Below are 14,782 nucleotides of genomic sequence, written 5' to 3' on the forward strand. Positions count from 1 at the left end.
TTCTTGATCGTAGACAAACCCCTACTTATTGTTTTATCAATCATTCCTTAGCCTCAGCGAAAAGACTCACGAGAAAACGTCTACGTTTGACGAAAAAAAGCTCCCTGTCAGGAAACAGTCTGATCACTGTTCCTAACGAGGGAGCTTTTATTATTTCTTATTTTACGATATGAATTGGTGTGCCAAGGGCAACCTCAGCAGCCTCCATCGTAATTTCTCCAAGTGTTGGATGTGCATGGATCGTTAATGCCATATCTTCAGCCGTCATACCAGCTTCAATGGCTAAACCGATTTCTGCAATCACATCGCTAGCACCTGCTCCAGCAACTTGTCCCCCGATAATGACACCATCTTCGGTGCGGGTAACAAGCTTAACAAATCCGTCAGTCTCATTTAATGAGAGCGCACGTCCATTTGCAGCAAATGGGAATTTAGCTGCCTTCGCATCAATACCTTCTTCTTTAGCAGACTTCTCTGTATGTCCAACTGAAGCCAATTCAGGCTCGGAAAAGACAACTGCAGGGATGCCTAAGTAATCAATTTCTGAAGGCTCACCACTAATGGCTTCAGCGGCAATTTTCCCTTCATAAGAAGCTTTATGAGCTAATGGAGGACCAGAAACGATATCACCGATCGCAAAGATCGTATCAACGCTTGTACGTCCTTGCTTGTCCGTTTCTATGATACCTTTGTCGTCGATCTTGACGCCAATATCCTCAAGGCCAATCTCGGCTGTGTTCGGCTTACGTCCAACCGTGACAAGAACGTAGTCCGCTTCAATAACTTCTTCCTTACCTTTAATTTCAGCGGTAATTTTCACACCGTCGCTTGTCTCTTCGACAGAAAGTGCTTTTGCTTTCGTATGAACTTCAACGTTCCCCTTTTTCTTAAGGTTACGTTTCACTAAAGAAGTCATTTGTTTCTCGAAACCAGTTAGAATATCATCCATCGCTTCAAGAATAACGACCTCAGAGCCGAAGTTTGCATACGCTGTTCCAAGCTCAACGCCGATATAACCGCCACCAATCACGACGAGCTTCTTCGGCACTTCCTCTAGTGCAAGTGCGCCTGTTGAGGAAACAACACGGTCACTCCACGGGAACGAAGGAAGCTCTGTCGGATGAGATCCAGTAGCAAGGATACAATGTTTAAACGTATACGTTTGTGAATTTTTCTCATCCATAATTCGAACCGTATTTTTGTCAACAAAGTATGCCTCTCCAGAAACAATATCCACTTTGTTTCCTTTTAGAAGCCCTTCGACGCCTCCAGTCAGCTTATTAACGACGGAGCCTTTCCATTCTTGGACTTTGCCGAAGTCGACAGAAACGTTTTCCGCCGTAATACCCATGTCATCCGAATGTTTAGCGTGTTGAACACGATGTCCTGCGCTAATTAATGCTTTAGAAGGAATACACCCGACGTTTAGACAAACGCCACCAAGTGTACCTTTGTCGACGATGGTCACTTTTTGGCCAAGCTGGGCTGCGCGGATGGCAGCCACATATCCCCCTGGGCCAGCGCCTACTACAAGTGTGTCTAATTCAATGGGGAAATCTCCAACAACCATGTTTTACGCCTCCATTACTAGTAGTTGTGGATCGTTCAGCAAACGTTTGATATGGTTCATAGCAAGCTGAGCAGTCGCACCGTCAATTATACGGTGATCAAAGCTTAATGACAATGCTAGAACAGGTGCCGCAACGATTTCTCCGTTTTCGACCACTGCTTTTTCTGCAATACGACCGATGCCAAGAATAGCTACTTCTGGATGATTAATGACCGGTGTAAACCATTGTCCGCCTGCAGATCCGATATTCGTAATTGTGCAAGAAGCGCCTTTCATCTCATCAGAAGAAAGAGAGCCGTCACGTGCTTTTGTTGCAAGATGATTAATCTCATCGGAAATTTCAAAGACGGATTTGCGATCTGCCTGTTTCACAACTGGAACGAGTAGACCTTTGTCCGTATCCGCAGCAATCCCGATGTTGTAATAATGCTTGTGAACAATCTCTTCACTGCTGTCGTCAAGTGATGTGTTTAAAGCTGGGAACTTTTTCAAGGCTGAAGTTAATGCTTTAACGACATATGGCAAGTACGTTAATTTAACACCTTGATCAGCCGCAACTTGTTTAAACTTCTTCCGATGGGCGACAAGGTCAGAAACAACGACCTCGTCCAGCAATGTTACGTGAGGAGCCGTTTGTTTAGAGTTGACCATCGCTTTTGCAATCGCTTTGCGGATGCCGCTCATTTTTTCGCGTGTCTCTGTTAAACCTTCAGTCGAAGCGCTAGCTGCTGGTTGTGCTACTTTTTCGCTTGTCTCTTCTGGAGCTGTTTGCGCCTCTTCTTGTGGTGCAGTTTGCGCTCCGTTGACATAAGCATCAATGTCTTCACGGACAATGCGATTGTTTTTTCCACTGCCTTGAACTTGTGCAATGTCTACACCTTGTTCACGGGCATACTTTCTCACTGAAGGCATTGCAATCACGTGACTAGATGTGCTTTTCTTTTCTTCAGACTGCTCCTTTGCGTCTGAAGATTGTTGTGCCTTAGCCGCTTCTTCTTTCCCAGTTGTTTCAGGGGCTTCAGCTTTAGCACTCTCGCTAGACTCTTCCTTACTATCATCTGAACCACTGTCTTCATAGCCTTCAGCATCAATCGTTAGAATAACGTCGCCAACGATCGCCGTAACGCCTTCGTCAACTTTTAATTCTTTCACTGTACCATCGACTGGGGAAGGAATTTCAACGACGGCTTTATCATTTTGGACTTCACACAGCACATCGTCTTCTTTAACTTCATCCCCTGGTTTGACGAGCCATTTGGCGACTTCACCTTCGTGGATACCTTCACCGATATCAGGGAGCTTAAATTCAAACGCCACAATGAAACCCTCCTATCTTGTTGTTGTTAACTCTTTTTAAAAATGAACAGCAGCTTTTGCTTTTTCGACAATATCTTCATGATTAGGCAACCAAACTTCCTCGGCTGCTGCGAACGGATATACTGTGTCAGGTGCTGCAACACGTGCAATCGGCGCTTCTAAGTGTAAAATCGCACGCTCAGAAATCTCAGCAACAATTTGATTAGCTATGCCAGCTTGCTTTTGAGCTTCTTGGACAACAACCACACGGTTTGTCTTTTTAACAGACGCAACGATTGTTTCAACATCTAGCGGGCTCACTGTCATTAAATCAATCACTTCAGCTGAAATGTCTTCTTTTTCAAGCTCTTCAGCCGCTTTCATCGATGCTTGAACCATCGCGCCATATGCGATTAATGTGACGTCCGTACCTTCTCTTTTTACTTTAGCCTTGCCAATTTCAACTGTGTAATCCTCTTCAGGAACTTCTTCACGGAAGGAACGATAAAGCTTCATATGCTCCAAGAAAACAACAGGGTCGTTGTCACGGATTGCAGAAATCAACAATCCCTTCGCATCATACGGATTAGATGGAATCACTACTTTCACACCTGGCTGCTGTGCAATCAATCCTTCAAGGCTATCTGCATGAAGTTCAGGTGTTTTTACGCCTCCACCGAATGGTGAACGAATCGTAATTGGCATATTGTACGTATTTCCTGAGCGGTACCGCATACGTGCCATTTGACCATTAATCGAATCCATTGTTTCATAAACAAAACCGAAAAACTGAATTTCAGGAACAGGACGAAACCCTTGGAGGGCCATACCAATGGCTAGTCCATTAATCGCCGATTCAGCTAGTGGTGTATCAAAGACACGATCTTCACCAAATTCTTTTTGCAAGCCTTCTGTCGCGCGAAACACACCGCCATTCTGCCCGACATCTTCACCAAAGACGAGAACATTTTCGTCATTCTTCAGTTCGGTTCTCAGCGCGTCAGTGATGGCTTGAATCATTGTCATTTGAGCCATAGCTTACTTCGACTCCTTCTCTTTATATTCTTCATATTGCTCTTGGAGATTTTGCGGAAGTGTCTCGTACATATTCTCGATTAACTCAGTTACTTTTTGCTTAGGCTGAGCATCTGCTTTCTTAATGGCGGCTTTAATCTCTTCTTTCGCCTGCTCAATGACTTTGTTCTCTTCTTCTTCAGACCAAATGCCTTTGTCTTCTAAGTATTTACGGAAACGCACAAGCGGATCGCGTTTTTCCCAATCGCTATCCATATCCTCAGTACGATAACGTGTAGGATCGTCACCAGCCATTGTGTGAGGACCATAACGATACGTAATGGTTTCAATAAGAGTAGGTCCTTCCCCGTTAAGGGCGCGGTCACGCGCATCTTTCGTTACTTTATAAACTGCAAGTGGATCCATTCCATCAACTTGAATGCCTGGAATACCCGCTGCTACAGCTTTTTGCGCAATTGTTTTCGCAGCAGATTGAAGCTCTACTGGGACAGATATCGCAAAGTGGTTGTTTTGTACGATAAAGATTGCAGGCGCTTGATATGCTCCGGCAAAGTTGATGCCTTCATAGAAATCACCTTGAGATGCACCACCATCACCTGTATACGTGACAGCAACGGCTTTCTTCCCGCGCTTCTTAATACCAAGTGCAACACCCGCAGCTTGGATAATTTGCGCACCAATAATAATTTGTGGGCTCAATGCATTTAGATCTTCGGGATATTGGTTCCCATGGTAGTGTCCACGCGAAAATAGGAAAGCTTGATATAGCGGAAGACCATGCCAAATTAATTGTGGCACATCACGATACCCAGGAAGAATAAAATCTTCTTTCTCCAAAGCATAGTGACTTGCCAACTGAGAAGCCTCTTGCCCAGCAGTTGGTGCATAAAAGCCAAGACGTCCTTGACGGTTTAAAGAAATAGAACGCTGATCCAGAATTCTTGTATAGACCATTCGGGTCATCAGTTCCTTCAATTGCTCATCGCTTAAATCAGGAACATCCTTCTTATTGACGACCTCTCCTTTTCATTCAAAATCTGGTACATTTCGAACTGTTTCTCGACTTGTTCGAGGTTTTGTGTACCCAATCATCTCACCTCTTCCTTAGTAATCAAGCCTCACGGCACGCTAAATACACTTGTCTTTAATGTGCCCTAAAAAATGAAAACAAGACATGTTTAGACCGCCGCTCGGCTTGTAACATCTTCAAGCAGCCGTTGTCGTTAAAACTGTATCACTTCATCAAAAAAATAAATGATACACCTTGCTTTCAAGATAAAGTGTACACCAAGGTATATTGTCCGTCAAATAAAGCTTACTCATGCTTTTCCCTTTGCAATAAAAATTAAAACACTTCTTTCACAGTACAATCTGTTATAACACAATAAAACCATCTGTTATAGTAAATCTACATCTCCCAATTCTCATTTCATTTCCTAATTTTTCTACACACCTTGCAGTAATTATACAAATTTTAGTCTATAAAATATAAAAAGTGTAGACAAAGCCCATTTGCTTTAGTCTACACTTTTTTATGAATCGTTTTTCAAATGAATTCACGCAGAGCGCAAGTATGTTTATGCTGCAGCTTCTTCACCTTGTTTTTCAAAAGTGACGTCTAATTCAGCTAACTCATAAAACGCCGGCTTTAACGTATTGTATTGATTTGTTAAATCATTAAACGTTGAATTCAAACCAGAAATTTCCTCATAAGATGTATTAATTTTATTCACTTGCTCTGTAAAAGCGTCCATCGTCATATCTTCATCAGTAATCATCGTATACATTTCTTTTTCAAGCGTTAATGCTTTCATATACACTTCATGAAGGCTCTGATAAGTAGCATACCTTTCTTCGATCACTGCGATAAGCTCTTCGGCTGCCTGCTTAAGCTCATCTGTTTCCAGCTCATCGACAAGCGGCTGAACATTTTTAAATTGCTCTTCAGACGCTTCCATACTTTCCTTTTCTTTTAAGAGAAGTTCCTCTCTCTCTTCAATGACATTCAAGCCTTCCTCAGCTAGAGCACTAATCTTATCCATCTCTTCCGTAGTGTATGTTATGATTTCTTCATAAATTTGCTGTTCTTTTTCTTCAAGTTCAACGAGGGGCTCCTGTTGTTCTTGGAAGCCTTGCTCAAGTGCCAAAGACTCCTCTAAATGCTCATACATATCCTCAGCTGGGGTAGTACCAAAACTACAAGCTGCTAAAACAAAAAGCATCACGGAGATGCTGGCAGCACGCTTTACTGCTCTCATCCTTAAACTCCCTTTCAAAAAACACTTTTTTATTATCGTAACACAGAGACTGTTCTCAAGAAATAGTCACCTTCCTTTTACACGTGCTTCAATTTTTTCACTATGGTAAACTATTGATAAGACTGGTCAGTATTCGGGGGTGCCATATAGTGTTAACAATGAAAGATGTTGTCCGGGAAGGCCATCCTTCCCTTCGAAAGCAGGCAAAAGAAGTAGCCATACCACCTACAAAAGAAGAGATTGCCCTGCTTAAAAGTATGCAAACCTTTCTCTCCAACTCTCAAGACGAAGAATTGGTTGAAAAATATGATCTGCGACCAGGAGTCGGCCTGGCCGCGCCTCAATTGGGCGTTGAAAAACGAATGATCGCGGTTCTTTTAACAGATGATAAAGATCGCTTATACGATTACGGTCTTTTTAATCCAAAAATCGTCAGTCATTCTGTCGAAAAAAGCTACCTTCCTTCAGGCGAAGGGTGTTTATCCGTAGACCGTGAAGTCCCGGGCATTGTTCCGCGCTATGCACGCATTACTGTGAAAGCGATCAATAGCGATTTAGAGCCGGTCAAGCTACGCCTACGCGGTTTACCCGCCATTGTTTTTCAACATGAAATTGATCATTTAAATGGCGTCATGTTTTATGATCATATTAACGAAGATGATCCATTCGCCATTCCAGAAAATGCTGTTGAAGTAGACCGTTAAACATTAGATCAACACGAAAAAAGCCGGTTTTCCATCAAGGTTACCGGCTTTTTCAATGGCTGGACGCTTAGAGCAATCCGACCTTTTCCAGGCCGTGGACAATCCCGCCTTCATCAACAGGCGATGTCACGACGTCAGCTTTCTTCTTAACCTCATCAGAAGCATTCCCCATAGCTACACCGCACCCAACAAACTCAAGCATCTCCAGATCATTCAAGCCATCTCCAAAAGCATAAACATTGGCGCGATCTATATTTAAGGTGTTCATCACTTGCTGAATCCCAAATGCTTTTGAACCACCCGCAGGTAAAATGTCCATTGAATATTTGTGCCAACGGACGAAATGAAGATTGTCAAAAGCTTCCCGATAAGGCTTTTCGTCACCCTCTTCACAAAAAAGCAACACTTGGAAAATATCATGGCTGTGAGGAAAATTAGGCAAGTAAGGCGGATGCTCAAAATGAAGCGTTTGTAAGCTCTCCTCGATCTTTTTTTCGTATTCTGTTGAAGCTGTCATTTGATCGGCTCCCATATATGTAAGAGCATGATTGTTCTTAGAAGCAAAGCTTTTTAAACGCTCTAAAGAACTTGGCGGAAGCGCATTTTTATAAATCACTTGATCTTCATGTACAACATATTGGCCGTTGTAGCTGATAAAAGTGTTAATCCCTAGCTCTTCACGAAGCTCAGGATACATAAAGGGGCCTCTTCCTGTCGCAATCCCTGTTTCAATACCATTCTTTTTAAGCAAATGAATGGCCTCTTTCGTTTCTCTGGGCAATAGCTTCTTTTCATTCAATAGTGTTCCATCGATGTCAAAAAACACGATCTTTTTCAATGGTTGCGGAACTCCTTTCTTCGTAAAAAAACCACACTATAAAAATCTTTACAGTCTCATTCGACATGAAACGATCAATTTGCCATATAATATAATTTAACTACGTTCCTGTCCATCCGGTCAATCCGCACTATGTATAAAACATATGAAGAAAGGAGATGATGGACATGTTAAAACAATTGAAACGGAAAATCAGAAGAAGATGGAAAGACTTGTTGCGAAAAAAAACATTGGCCTAAAGCCTTTTTTACTCTCCTCTTTCTTCTATAGCATTAAAATACATGAAAAAAAAATTAAAATCCTATATAATAAGCATAGACGATTATGAACGTAAGGAGAGAATATTATGATTTTTAAAGTGCTTTATCAGCCTTCAAAAGATCAAGCGATCGTTAGAGAAGGTACGAAAACACTGTATGTTGAAGAAGAATCGGAGCGCGCAGTCCGAAAGAAATTAGCAAAGCATCATTATAACATTGAATATGTCCAAGCTTTGTCCCCGGAACACTTGGCATATGAACAACAATCAAGCAAATTTAAAGTGGAGTCTCTGTAGCCTATGAAATCTGTTAAAAATGACCAAACTGCTGTTTTTGCGCTGGGCGGAATGGGCGAAATCGGAAAAAACATGTACGGTGTACAATTTCAAGATGAAATTATTCTAATTGATGCGGGGATCAAATTTCCGGAAGAAGAACTGCTCGGCATTGACTATGTTATTCCAGATTTTACGTACGTTGTAAAGAATAAAGACAAGGTAAAGGGTCTATTTATTACGCACGGCCACGAAGACCACATTGGTGGTATACCTTACCTGTTAAGAGAGGTAAACATCCCGATTTATGCCGGGAAGTTAGCCATTGGTTTAATTAAAAATAAGTTAGATGAGCACGGTCTTTTGCGTAAAGCGAAGCTAAATGTCATTAGTGAAGATGACGTTATCAAATTTAGAAAAACGAGCGTAACTTTTTATAAAACGACACATAGTATCCCTGATTCGTACGGTGTTGTCGTCAAAACACCACCGGGGAATATCGTGCATACTGGGGACTTTAAGTTTGACTTCACACCTGTAGGTGACCCTGCCAACTTGACGAAAATGGCCGAGATCGGCAAAGAGGGTGTACTCTGCCTGCTTTCTGATTCGACAAATGCTGAAGTTCCAGGGTTTACGATGTCCGAAAAACAAGTCGGCGATAACATCCTTGATATTTTCCACAAGGTGGACGGGCGCATTATCTTTGCAACGTTCGCCTCGAATATTCATCGCTTGCAGCAAGTCGTTGAGGCTGCCGTATCGACCGATAGAAAAATTGCCGTATTTGGCCGAAGTATGGAAAGCTCCATCGCCATCGGTCAAGAGCTTGGCTACATCCGTGCACCAAAGAATACGTTTATTGAGCCACAACAAATTAATCGTCTACCGGCTGATAAAATCGTTATTCTTTGTACTGGAAGCCAAGGAGAACCGATGGCTGCTTTATCTAGAATCGCTAACGGAACGCACCGTCAAATTCAGATCATACCTGGAGATACTGTCGTATTTTCATCGTCGCCGATCCCTGGAAACACCATTTCCGTTTCCAGAACGATTGATATGCTCTACCGAGCGGGCGCTGAAGTCATTCATGGTTCACTTAATGATATTCATACGTCCGGTCACGGCTGCCAGCAAGAACAAAAACTGATGCTTCGTCTCATGAACCCTAAATACTTCCTGCCGATCCACGGAGAATTTAGAATGCTGAAAGAGCACGTAAAATTGGCAACAGCTTGCGGTGTCCCTGAAGATCATAGTTTCATTTTAGATATTGGCGAAGTTTTGGCACTTGGCAAAGATACCGCTGAAGTTGGTGGAAAAATCCCCTCTGGCTCTGTCTATGTAGATGGAAACGGCATTGGGGATATCGGAAATATTGTACTACGAGACCGACGAATTCTTTCAGAAGAAGGACTTGTCATTGTCGTCGTCAGCATTAATATGAAAGAATTTAAAATCGCAGCCGGTCCAGACCTCATTTCTCGCGGATTTGTCTACATGAGAGAATCTGGTGATTTAATTAATGATGCTCAAGCCTTAATTGCTAAGCATCTTGAAAAAGTTATGGAACGCCGTACATCACAATGGTCTGAAATTAAAAATGAAATTACTGACACATTATCTCCTTTCTTATATGAGAAAACGAAGCGACGTCCGATGATTTTACCTATCATTATGGAAGTATAAGCTACTGACAATCAAAAAAAGCGGAATGAGCCTAATGAAGCTCGTTCCGCTTTTTATTCATGTTTATATATCTCCATCAATCAAATGCTTTTCAAAACGGCTAATGTCTTTGTCCGCGCCGATGACAATCATAATGTCGTTTGATTGCAATTCGGCTTCCGCTGGTGGTGATACGATAATATCTGGACCGCGCCGAAAGGCGACAATGTTGATGCCGTATTTTGCGCGAATGTCCAGATCTTGCAAGGTTGAGCCAATCATTTTATCACTAACTCGAACCTCAACAATTGAATGCTCGTCCGATATTTCAAGGTAATCAAGAACATTGTTAGAAAGTATATGATGTGCAATACGCCGACCCATATCACGCTCTGGATGTACGATACGATCAGCACCAATTTTACTCAACACTTTTTCATGATAATCGTTCTGTGCTTTGACAGTAATCTGTTTAACACCCAATTCTTTTAACATCAAAGTCGTTAAAATGCTTGCTTGAATGTTGTCCCCAATCGCGACAATGACGTGATCAAAATTTCGTAACCCTAGGCTCTTTAACGCCTGTTCATCTGTCGAATCAGCCATAACGGCATGGGAGGCTATCGTAGAAAATTCATTGACACGATCTTCGTCCATATCGATTGCCATGACTTCCATCCCTTGTTTGCTGAGCGCACGGCAGATGCTGCTACCAAATCTTCCAAGCCCAATGACTGCAAACTGCTTTTTCATACGGCAAACTCCTTCACTAAAATTCTTCTTTGTTTATTATGCGCTTGGACAATCATGAAAAGCAAGCGTAGATCATCACACAATCACCACACATCGCAACTAAAAAAACCGCCGCTTCCCATCACGACGATTCCTATACGTGTGACACTTATCCACATTCCACGGCCTTTTAACTTTCTTTAAGCGCATCTCTCATAAGGTGTTCCTACGGTGAAACAGGTATTTCAAAATAAAGCAGGTAGACAAAGTCCTTCCCGACTTTGTCTACCCCTTTAAAAATGAGCTATAGTCATGATGTCATTTGAAACTGGGATTGCACGAGACCAAAATAGATGCCTTTATGTTGCATAAGCTTCTCGTGATTGCCTCGTTCCATAATATGACCATGATCCAAAACAATAATTTGATCTGCTTCTCTAATTGTTGAGAGTCTATGGGCAATGATAATCGCTGTTCGCCCTTTGAGTAACGTTCTTAATGCTTCCTGAATACGCAGCTCTGACTCAGTATCAATACTTGCCGTAGCTTCATCCAGGATAATAATTCGTGGGTCAGCCAATAATGCTCTTGCAAAAGAAAGCAATTGTCTTTCTCCAGCAGATAAGATGTTTCCACGTTCTTCAACCTCGGTTTCATAACCGTCAGCCATTTTCATAATAAATTGATGCGCGCCGATCTGCTTCGCTGCTTCAATCACTTGTTCATCTGTAGCATCAGGATTACCAAAACGAATATTTTCTTTAATAGTCCCTGAAAAAATAAACGTGTCTTGCAAAACAATGCTGATTTGTGTTCGTAGACGGTCAAGGCTCAATTCTTTCACATCGATGCCATCAATTCGAACAGTGCCTGCCGTAGCGTCGTAAAATCGGCTGATTAAGTTCGCAATCGTCGTTTTCCCTGAGCCTGTATGACCGACAAGCGCTAAGGTTTCTCCAGCCTCAGCGTGGATATTAATGCTGTTTAGCGCTTTTCTTTTTTCATCATAGGCAAACTCAACATTCTCGAAATCGATGCGCCCTTTCATATCAATGTCTACAGGGTCATCGCTTTCCGGTACATTTGGCTGCTCATCCAAGTATTCAAAAATTCGTTCTGAAGATGCCATACCAACAAGCAGCTGGTTATACACTTGACCTAAGCGTGAAATAGGCTCCCAAAACATTCCTAAATAGATCGCAAACGTAACGAGATCTCCAGTCGTAATCGACCCAGTCGAGTACAAATAAGATCCGAAAACGATTAGAATGACCGTCCCAACCGCATTTGACATTTCTACGACCGGCCGGAACATCGCGTTTTTCTTAGATGCATCCTGCCAAGCCTCATACGTTTCTGTATTGACTCCATCGAAAAAGTCCATATTCTCTTTTTCTTGCGTATACGCTTGTGTCACGCGGACACCTTGAATGCTTTCATTCAAATGAGAATTCAACTTCGACTGACGTAAACGAACAATCTGCCAAGAACGTCTGATTTTTTTACGCAGCTTTGTTGACACTAAAAACATGATTGGCAAGATAATGACGACCGCAAGCGCGAACTCTGGTGAGATGCTGAATAACAGGATGACAATCCCTAAAAGCATAATCAAGTCCATCAGAATGTTGATAACACCGTTCGTAAATAAATCCTGTAACGAGTTGACATCATTCAAAATACGGACGAGAATCGATCCCGCCGATCGTTTATCAAAAAAGTTTAAGCTTAATCTTTCCACATGCGAAAACAAATGCTGACGTAAATCATAAATAACGTGTTGACCTAAGCGATTCATCCATCGCATACGAAAGTAGTTGGCAATGTAACTCAATACATATAAAAATGCGACTCCAGCCACTAGCAGCATGAGCGGCGAATATCCATCCGCTTGAAGCGCGTAATCTAAAGCAACCTTACCCGTCAACAAAGGAACGACGAGGCGCACCAAGGTTGAAATGATGACGGCAAAAATGGCTTTCGGAAGCAATGTTGTACTATAGGGCTTCATATACGTTAGGAGTCGCGCCATCTGCGACCAGTTAAACGGCTTTTCAATGGCGCGATCCTGAGAATAATAGAAACGTTTTAAGTGTCTAGGCATCATTTTTTCATTGTTTGTAGCCATCGGGATCCACCTCCATACTTACCCGATTCTCTGGGACTCTAGCACTGCTTCCCGGTCTTTATATTGAATATCATAAATTCGGCGGTATGCTCCTTCTTCTAAAGAAATGAGCTCATTATGTGTTCCTCGCTCAACAACTTCTCCTTCTTCCAAAACAAGAATTTCATCAGCATGTTGGAGTGAAGAAATACGGTGAGCAATAATAAACGTTGTGCGCCCTTCCATGACCGTTTCGAGTGCTTTTTGGATTTTCGCCTCTGTTTGCATATCAACGGCACTCGTCGCATCATCCAACACTAACACTGCCGGATTAATTAAGATGGCCCGAGCAATCGCAATTCGTTGTTTCTGCCCTCCAGAGAGTCCCATTCCTCTTTCACCGAGAATCGTATTGTAGCCATCTGGCATCTCCATAATAAAGTCGTGGGCTTGAGCACTTTTTGCGGCCGCAATGATTTCTTCCATGCTAGCCTCGGGGTTTCCGTAAGCAATATTATCTTGAATGCTTGAAGAGAACAAAAAGGTCTCTTGCAAAACAAAACCAACGTTGTTACGGAGTGTTTTCAACTTCATATTTTCAATAGGTATGCCGTCGAGTAAAATGCTTCCGCTCGTTCGATCATAAAAGCGTGCTAACAGCTGAGGGATCGTCGTCTTACCTGACCCCGTCGCGCCTAATAGACCAATCGTCTTGCCTGCTTCAGTATGGAAACTCACATGCTTAAGCGCGTAATCGTCTTCGGATGTATACTTGAGACTGACATCATCAAAGCGAACATCACCAGTTAATCTTTCTACAGCAACCGGCTCCTCAGGATCTTTGATTTCTTCGTCTTGATCAAGAATTTGCGATAACCGTTCTCCAGACGCTTTAGATTGTGAGAACGTGTTAATCATAAAGCCAAGGTTCATTAATGGTCCGAGAATGTACCAAACAAGGCTAAAGAAAGCGACAAGATCACCAACCTGCAGCGAATCATTTATGACGAGAAATCCACCAAAACCTAGCAAGAAAACGACACTAAATTGACCGATCAGCTCCATTAAAGGAAAATATTTTGCCCAGATATCGGTCGTAAACAGATTTCGATCACGATAATCCGTATTGGCATTCGTAAACTTGCGAATCTCAAAATCTTCACGGGACAACGATTTTACCGTATTTATCCCGCTGACATTTTCTTGAATATTTGTATTCAGGCGTGCGAGTGACAAACGGACATTCCTAAAGGCTGGATGCACCCTGCGATCGAATCGATAGACGACAATCGCAAGAAACGGCATAAAAATCATCGTCACGAGCGCCAAAGGTACCGAATAGTAAAACATGACGCCAAGTGAAATCGTCACGAGTAATAAAAAATTTAAGACTTGAGATGCACCAAACGATAAGAAGAAACGGAAAGCTTCGACGTCCTGCGTCAGACGAGACATTAAATCGCCAGTTCGTGCGTTATCATAATATCTAAAAGGTAAAAATTGTAATTTTTCATATAGTGCTTTCCTTAATGAATAAACGGAACGAATTCCAAACATTTCGCCGAAATACTGGTTTACAAAGCCTGCCCCCGCTTTAATCATCATGAGAACAAAAAAACCAATGGCGAGAATGGGAACGAGTTCATACCTACCTGCGATCAACACATCGTTGATTGTAATTTCCAACACGATCGGATAGACCACTGTAATACTCGAAACAAATAATAAAGCAAAGAGCGACCAAAAAAATAACGTTTATGCGGCCAGTAAAATCCCTTCAATCGCTTAAACGTGTCCACAGGATAACCTCTCTTCCAATCAATAAATAGTTCATTTCCCAAAACATTTGATTTACGAAACTTTTTTTGACAAAACACCCTCTGATTTTAAGATCATCTTCCTAAAAAACCAGAGCACTGCTCAGCTTTTACATCGGAATTCTCTCCCTTTGCTTTGTATGATCAAATCGTTAAAGAAATGCCTGAGTAACAAACATTTCTCGAACGTTTGATAATGAAAAGTCATGGTCTTAGTTA

10 protein-coding genes and 2 pseudogenes are annotated in these 14,782 nt (G+C 42.1%); 3 read left to right on the plus strand and 9 right to left on the minus strand.

Annotation, left to right across the window (positions count from 1 at the left end; translation table 11 throughout):
- Positions 1 to 157 precede the first annotated feature (157 nt).
- The 5 genes and pseudogenes from lpdA to G4V62_RS05315 form a co-directional block, all read right to left on the minus strand.
- Positions 158 to 1,570 carry a dihydrolipoyl dehydrogenase gene (gene lpdA / locus G4V62_RS05295; RefSeq protein ID WP_165199942.1) on the minus strand — a complete coding sequence of 471 codons (1,413 nt, stop codon included), beginning with the start codon at positions 1,568 to 1,570 and terminating at the stop codon, positions 158 to 160.
- 3 nt (positions 1,571 to 1,573) lie between these two features.
- Positions 1,574 to 2,887 (minus strand): dihydrolipoamide acetyltransferase family protein, encoded by a 1,314-nt coding sequence (locus G4V62_RS05300; RefSeq protein WP_165199944.1) that lies wholly within the window; start codon positions 2,885 to 2,887, stop codon positions 1,574 to 1,576.
- A 36-nt stretch (positions 2,888 to 2,923) separates the two neighbouring features.
- Positions 2,924 to 3,901: an alpha-ketoacid dehydrogenase subunit beta gene (locus tag G4V62_RS05305; RefSeq protein ID WP_165199946.1), complete on the minus strand. Its 978-nt coding sequence runs from the start codon at positions 3,899 to 3,901 to the stop codon at positions 2,924 to 2,926.
- A 3-nt stretch (positions 3,902 to 3,904) separates the two neighbouring features.
- Positions 3,905 to 4,947, minus strand: a pseudogene (gene pdhA / locus G4V62_RS05310) (pyruvate dehydrogenase (acetyl-transferring) E1 component subunit alpha).
- A 531-nt stretch (positions 4,948 to 5,478) separates the two neighbouring features.
- A complete protein-coding gene (locus G4V62_RS05315) occupies positions 5,479 to 6,159 on the minus strand; it encodes a YkyA family protein (RefSeq protein ID WP_165199948.1) in 681 nt (226 codons plus the stop codon).
- A gap of 149 nt (positions 6,160 to 6,308) precedes the next feature.
- Between G4V62_RS05315 and def the strand changes: the two genes are divergently transcribed.
- Positions 6,309 to 6,863, plus strand: coding sequence for a peptide deformylase (gene def, locus G4V62_RS05320; protein ID WP_165199950.1), 555 nt, complete (start codon positions 6,309 to 6,311; stop codon positions 6,861 to 6,863).
- 67 nt (positions 6,864 to 6,930) lie between these two features.
- On the opposite strand, the gene G4V62_RS05325 is transcribed toward def, so the two are convergent.
- Positions 6,931 to 7,701, minus strand: a complete 771-nt coding sequence (locus G4V62_RS05325) for a Cof-type HAD-IIB family hydrolase (protein WP_165199952.1) — start codon at positions 7,699 to 7,701, stop codon at positions 6,931 to 6,933.
- Positions 7,702 to 8,047: 346 nt separating this feature from the next.
- On the opposite strand from G4V62_RS05325, the gene G4V62_RS05330 reads away from it, so the two are divergent.
- Together G4V62_RS05330 and rnjA are read left to right on the plus strand one after the other, a co-directional pair.
- Positions 8,048 to 8,257, plus strand: a complete 210-nt coding sequence (locus G4V62_RS05330) for a DNA-dependent RNA polymerase subunit epsilon (RefSeq protein WP_165199954.1) — start codon at positions 8,048 to 8,050, stop codon at positions 8,255 to 8,257.
- Between the two features lie 3 nt (positions 8,258 to 8,260).
- Complete coding sequence (gene rnjA / locus G4V62_RS05335; protein ID WP_165199956.1) at positions 8,261 to 9,928, plus strand: ribonuclease J1; 1,668 nt, start codon at positions 8,261 to 8,263, stop codon at positions 9,926 to 9,928.
- A 63-nt stretch (positions 9,929 to 9,991) separates the two neighbouring features.
- Here the strand turns inward: rnjA and G4V62_RS05340 are convergent, their stop codons facing one another.
- The 3 genes and pseudogenes from G4V62_RS05340 to G4V62_RS05350 all read right to left on the minus strand — a co-directional run bounded on the left by G4V62_RS05340 (position 9,992) and on the right by G4V62_RS05350 (position 14,545).
- Positions 9,992 to 10,660, minus strand: coding sequence for a potassium channel family protein (locus G4V62_RS05340; protein WP_165199958.1), 669 nt, complete (start codon positions 10,658 to 10,660; stop codon positions 9,992 to 9,994).
- A gap of 289 nt (positions 10,661 to 10,949) precedes the next feature.
- A complete protein-coding gene (locus G4V62_RS05345) occupies positions 10,950 to 12,767 on the minus strand; it encodes an ABC transporter ATP-binding protein (protein WP_165199960.1) in 1,818 nt (605 codons plus the stop codon).
- Between the two features lie 18 nt (positions 12,768 to 12,785).
- A pseudogene (locus G4V62_RS05350) lies at positions 12,786 to 14,545 on the minus strand (ABC transporter ATP-binding protein).
- Positions 14,546 to 14,782: the final 237 nt, after the last annotated feature.

It is taken from the genome of Litoribacterium kuwaitense (assembly GCF_011058155.1).
Lineage (GTDB): Bacteria > Bacillota > Bacilli > Bacillales > DSM-28697 > Litoribacterium > Litoribacterium kuwaitense.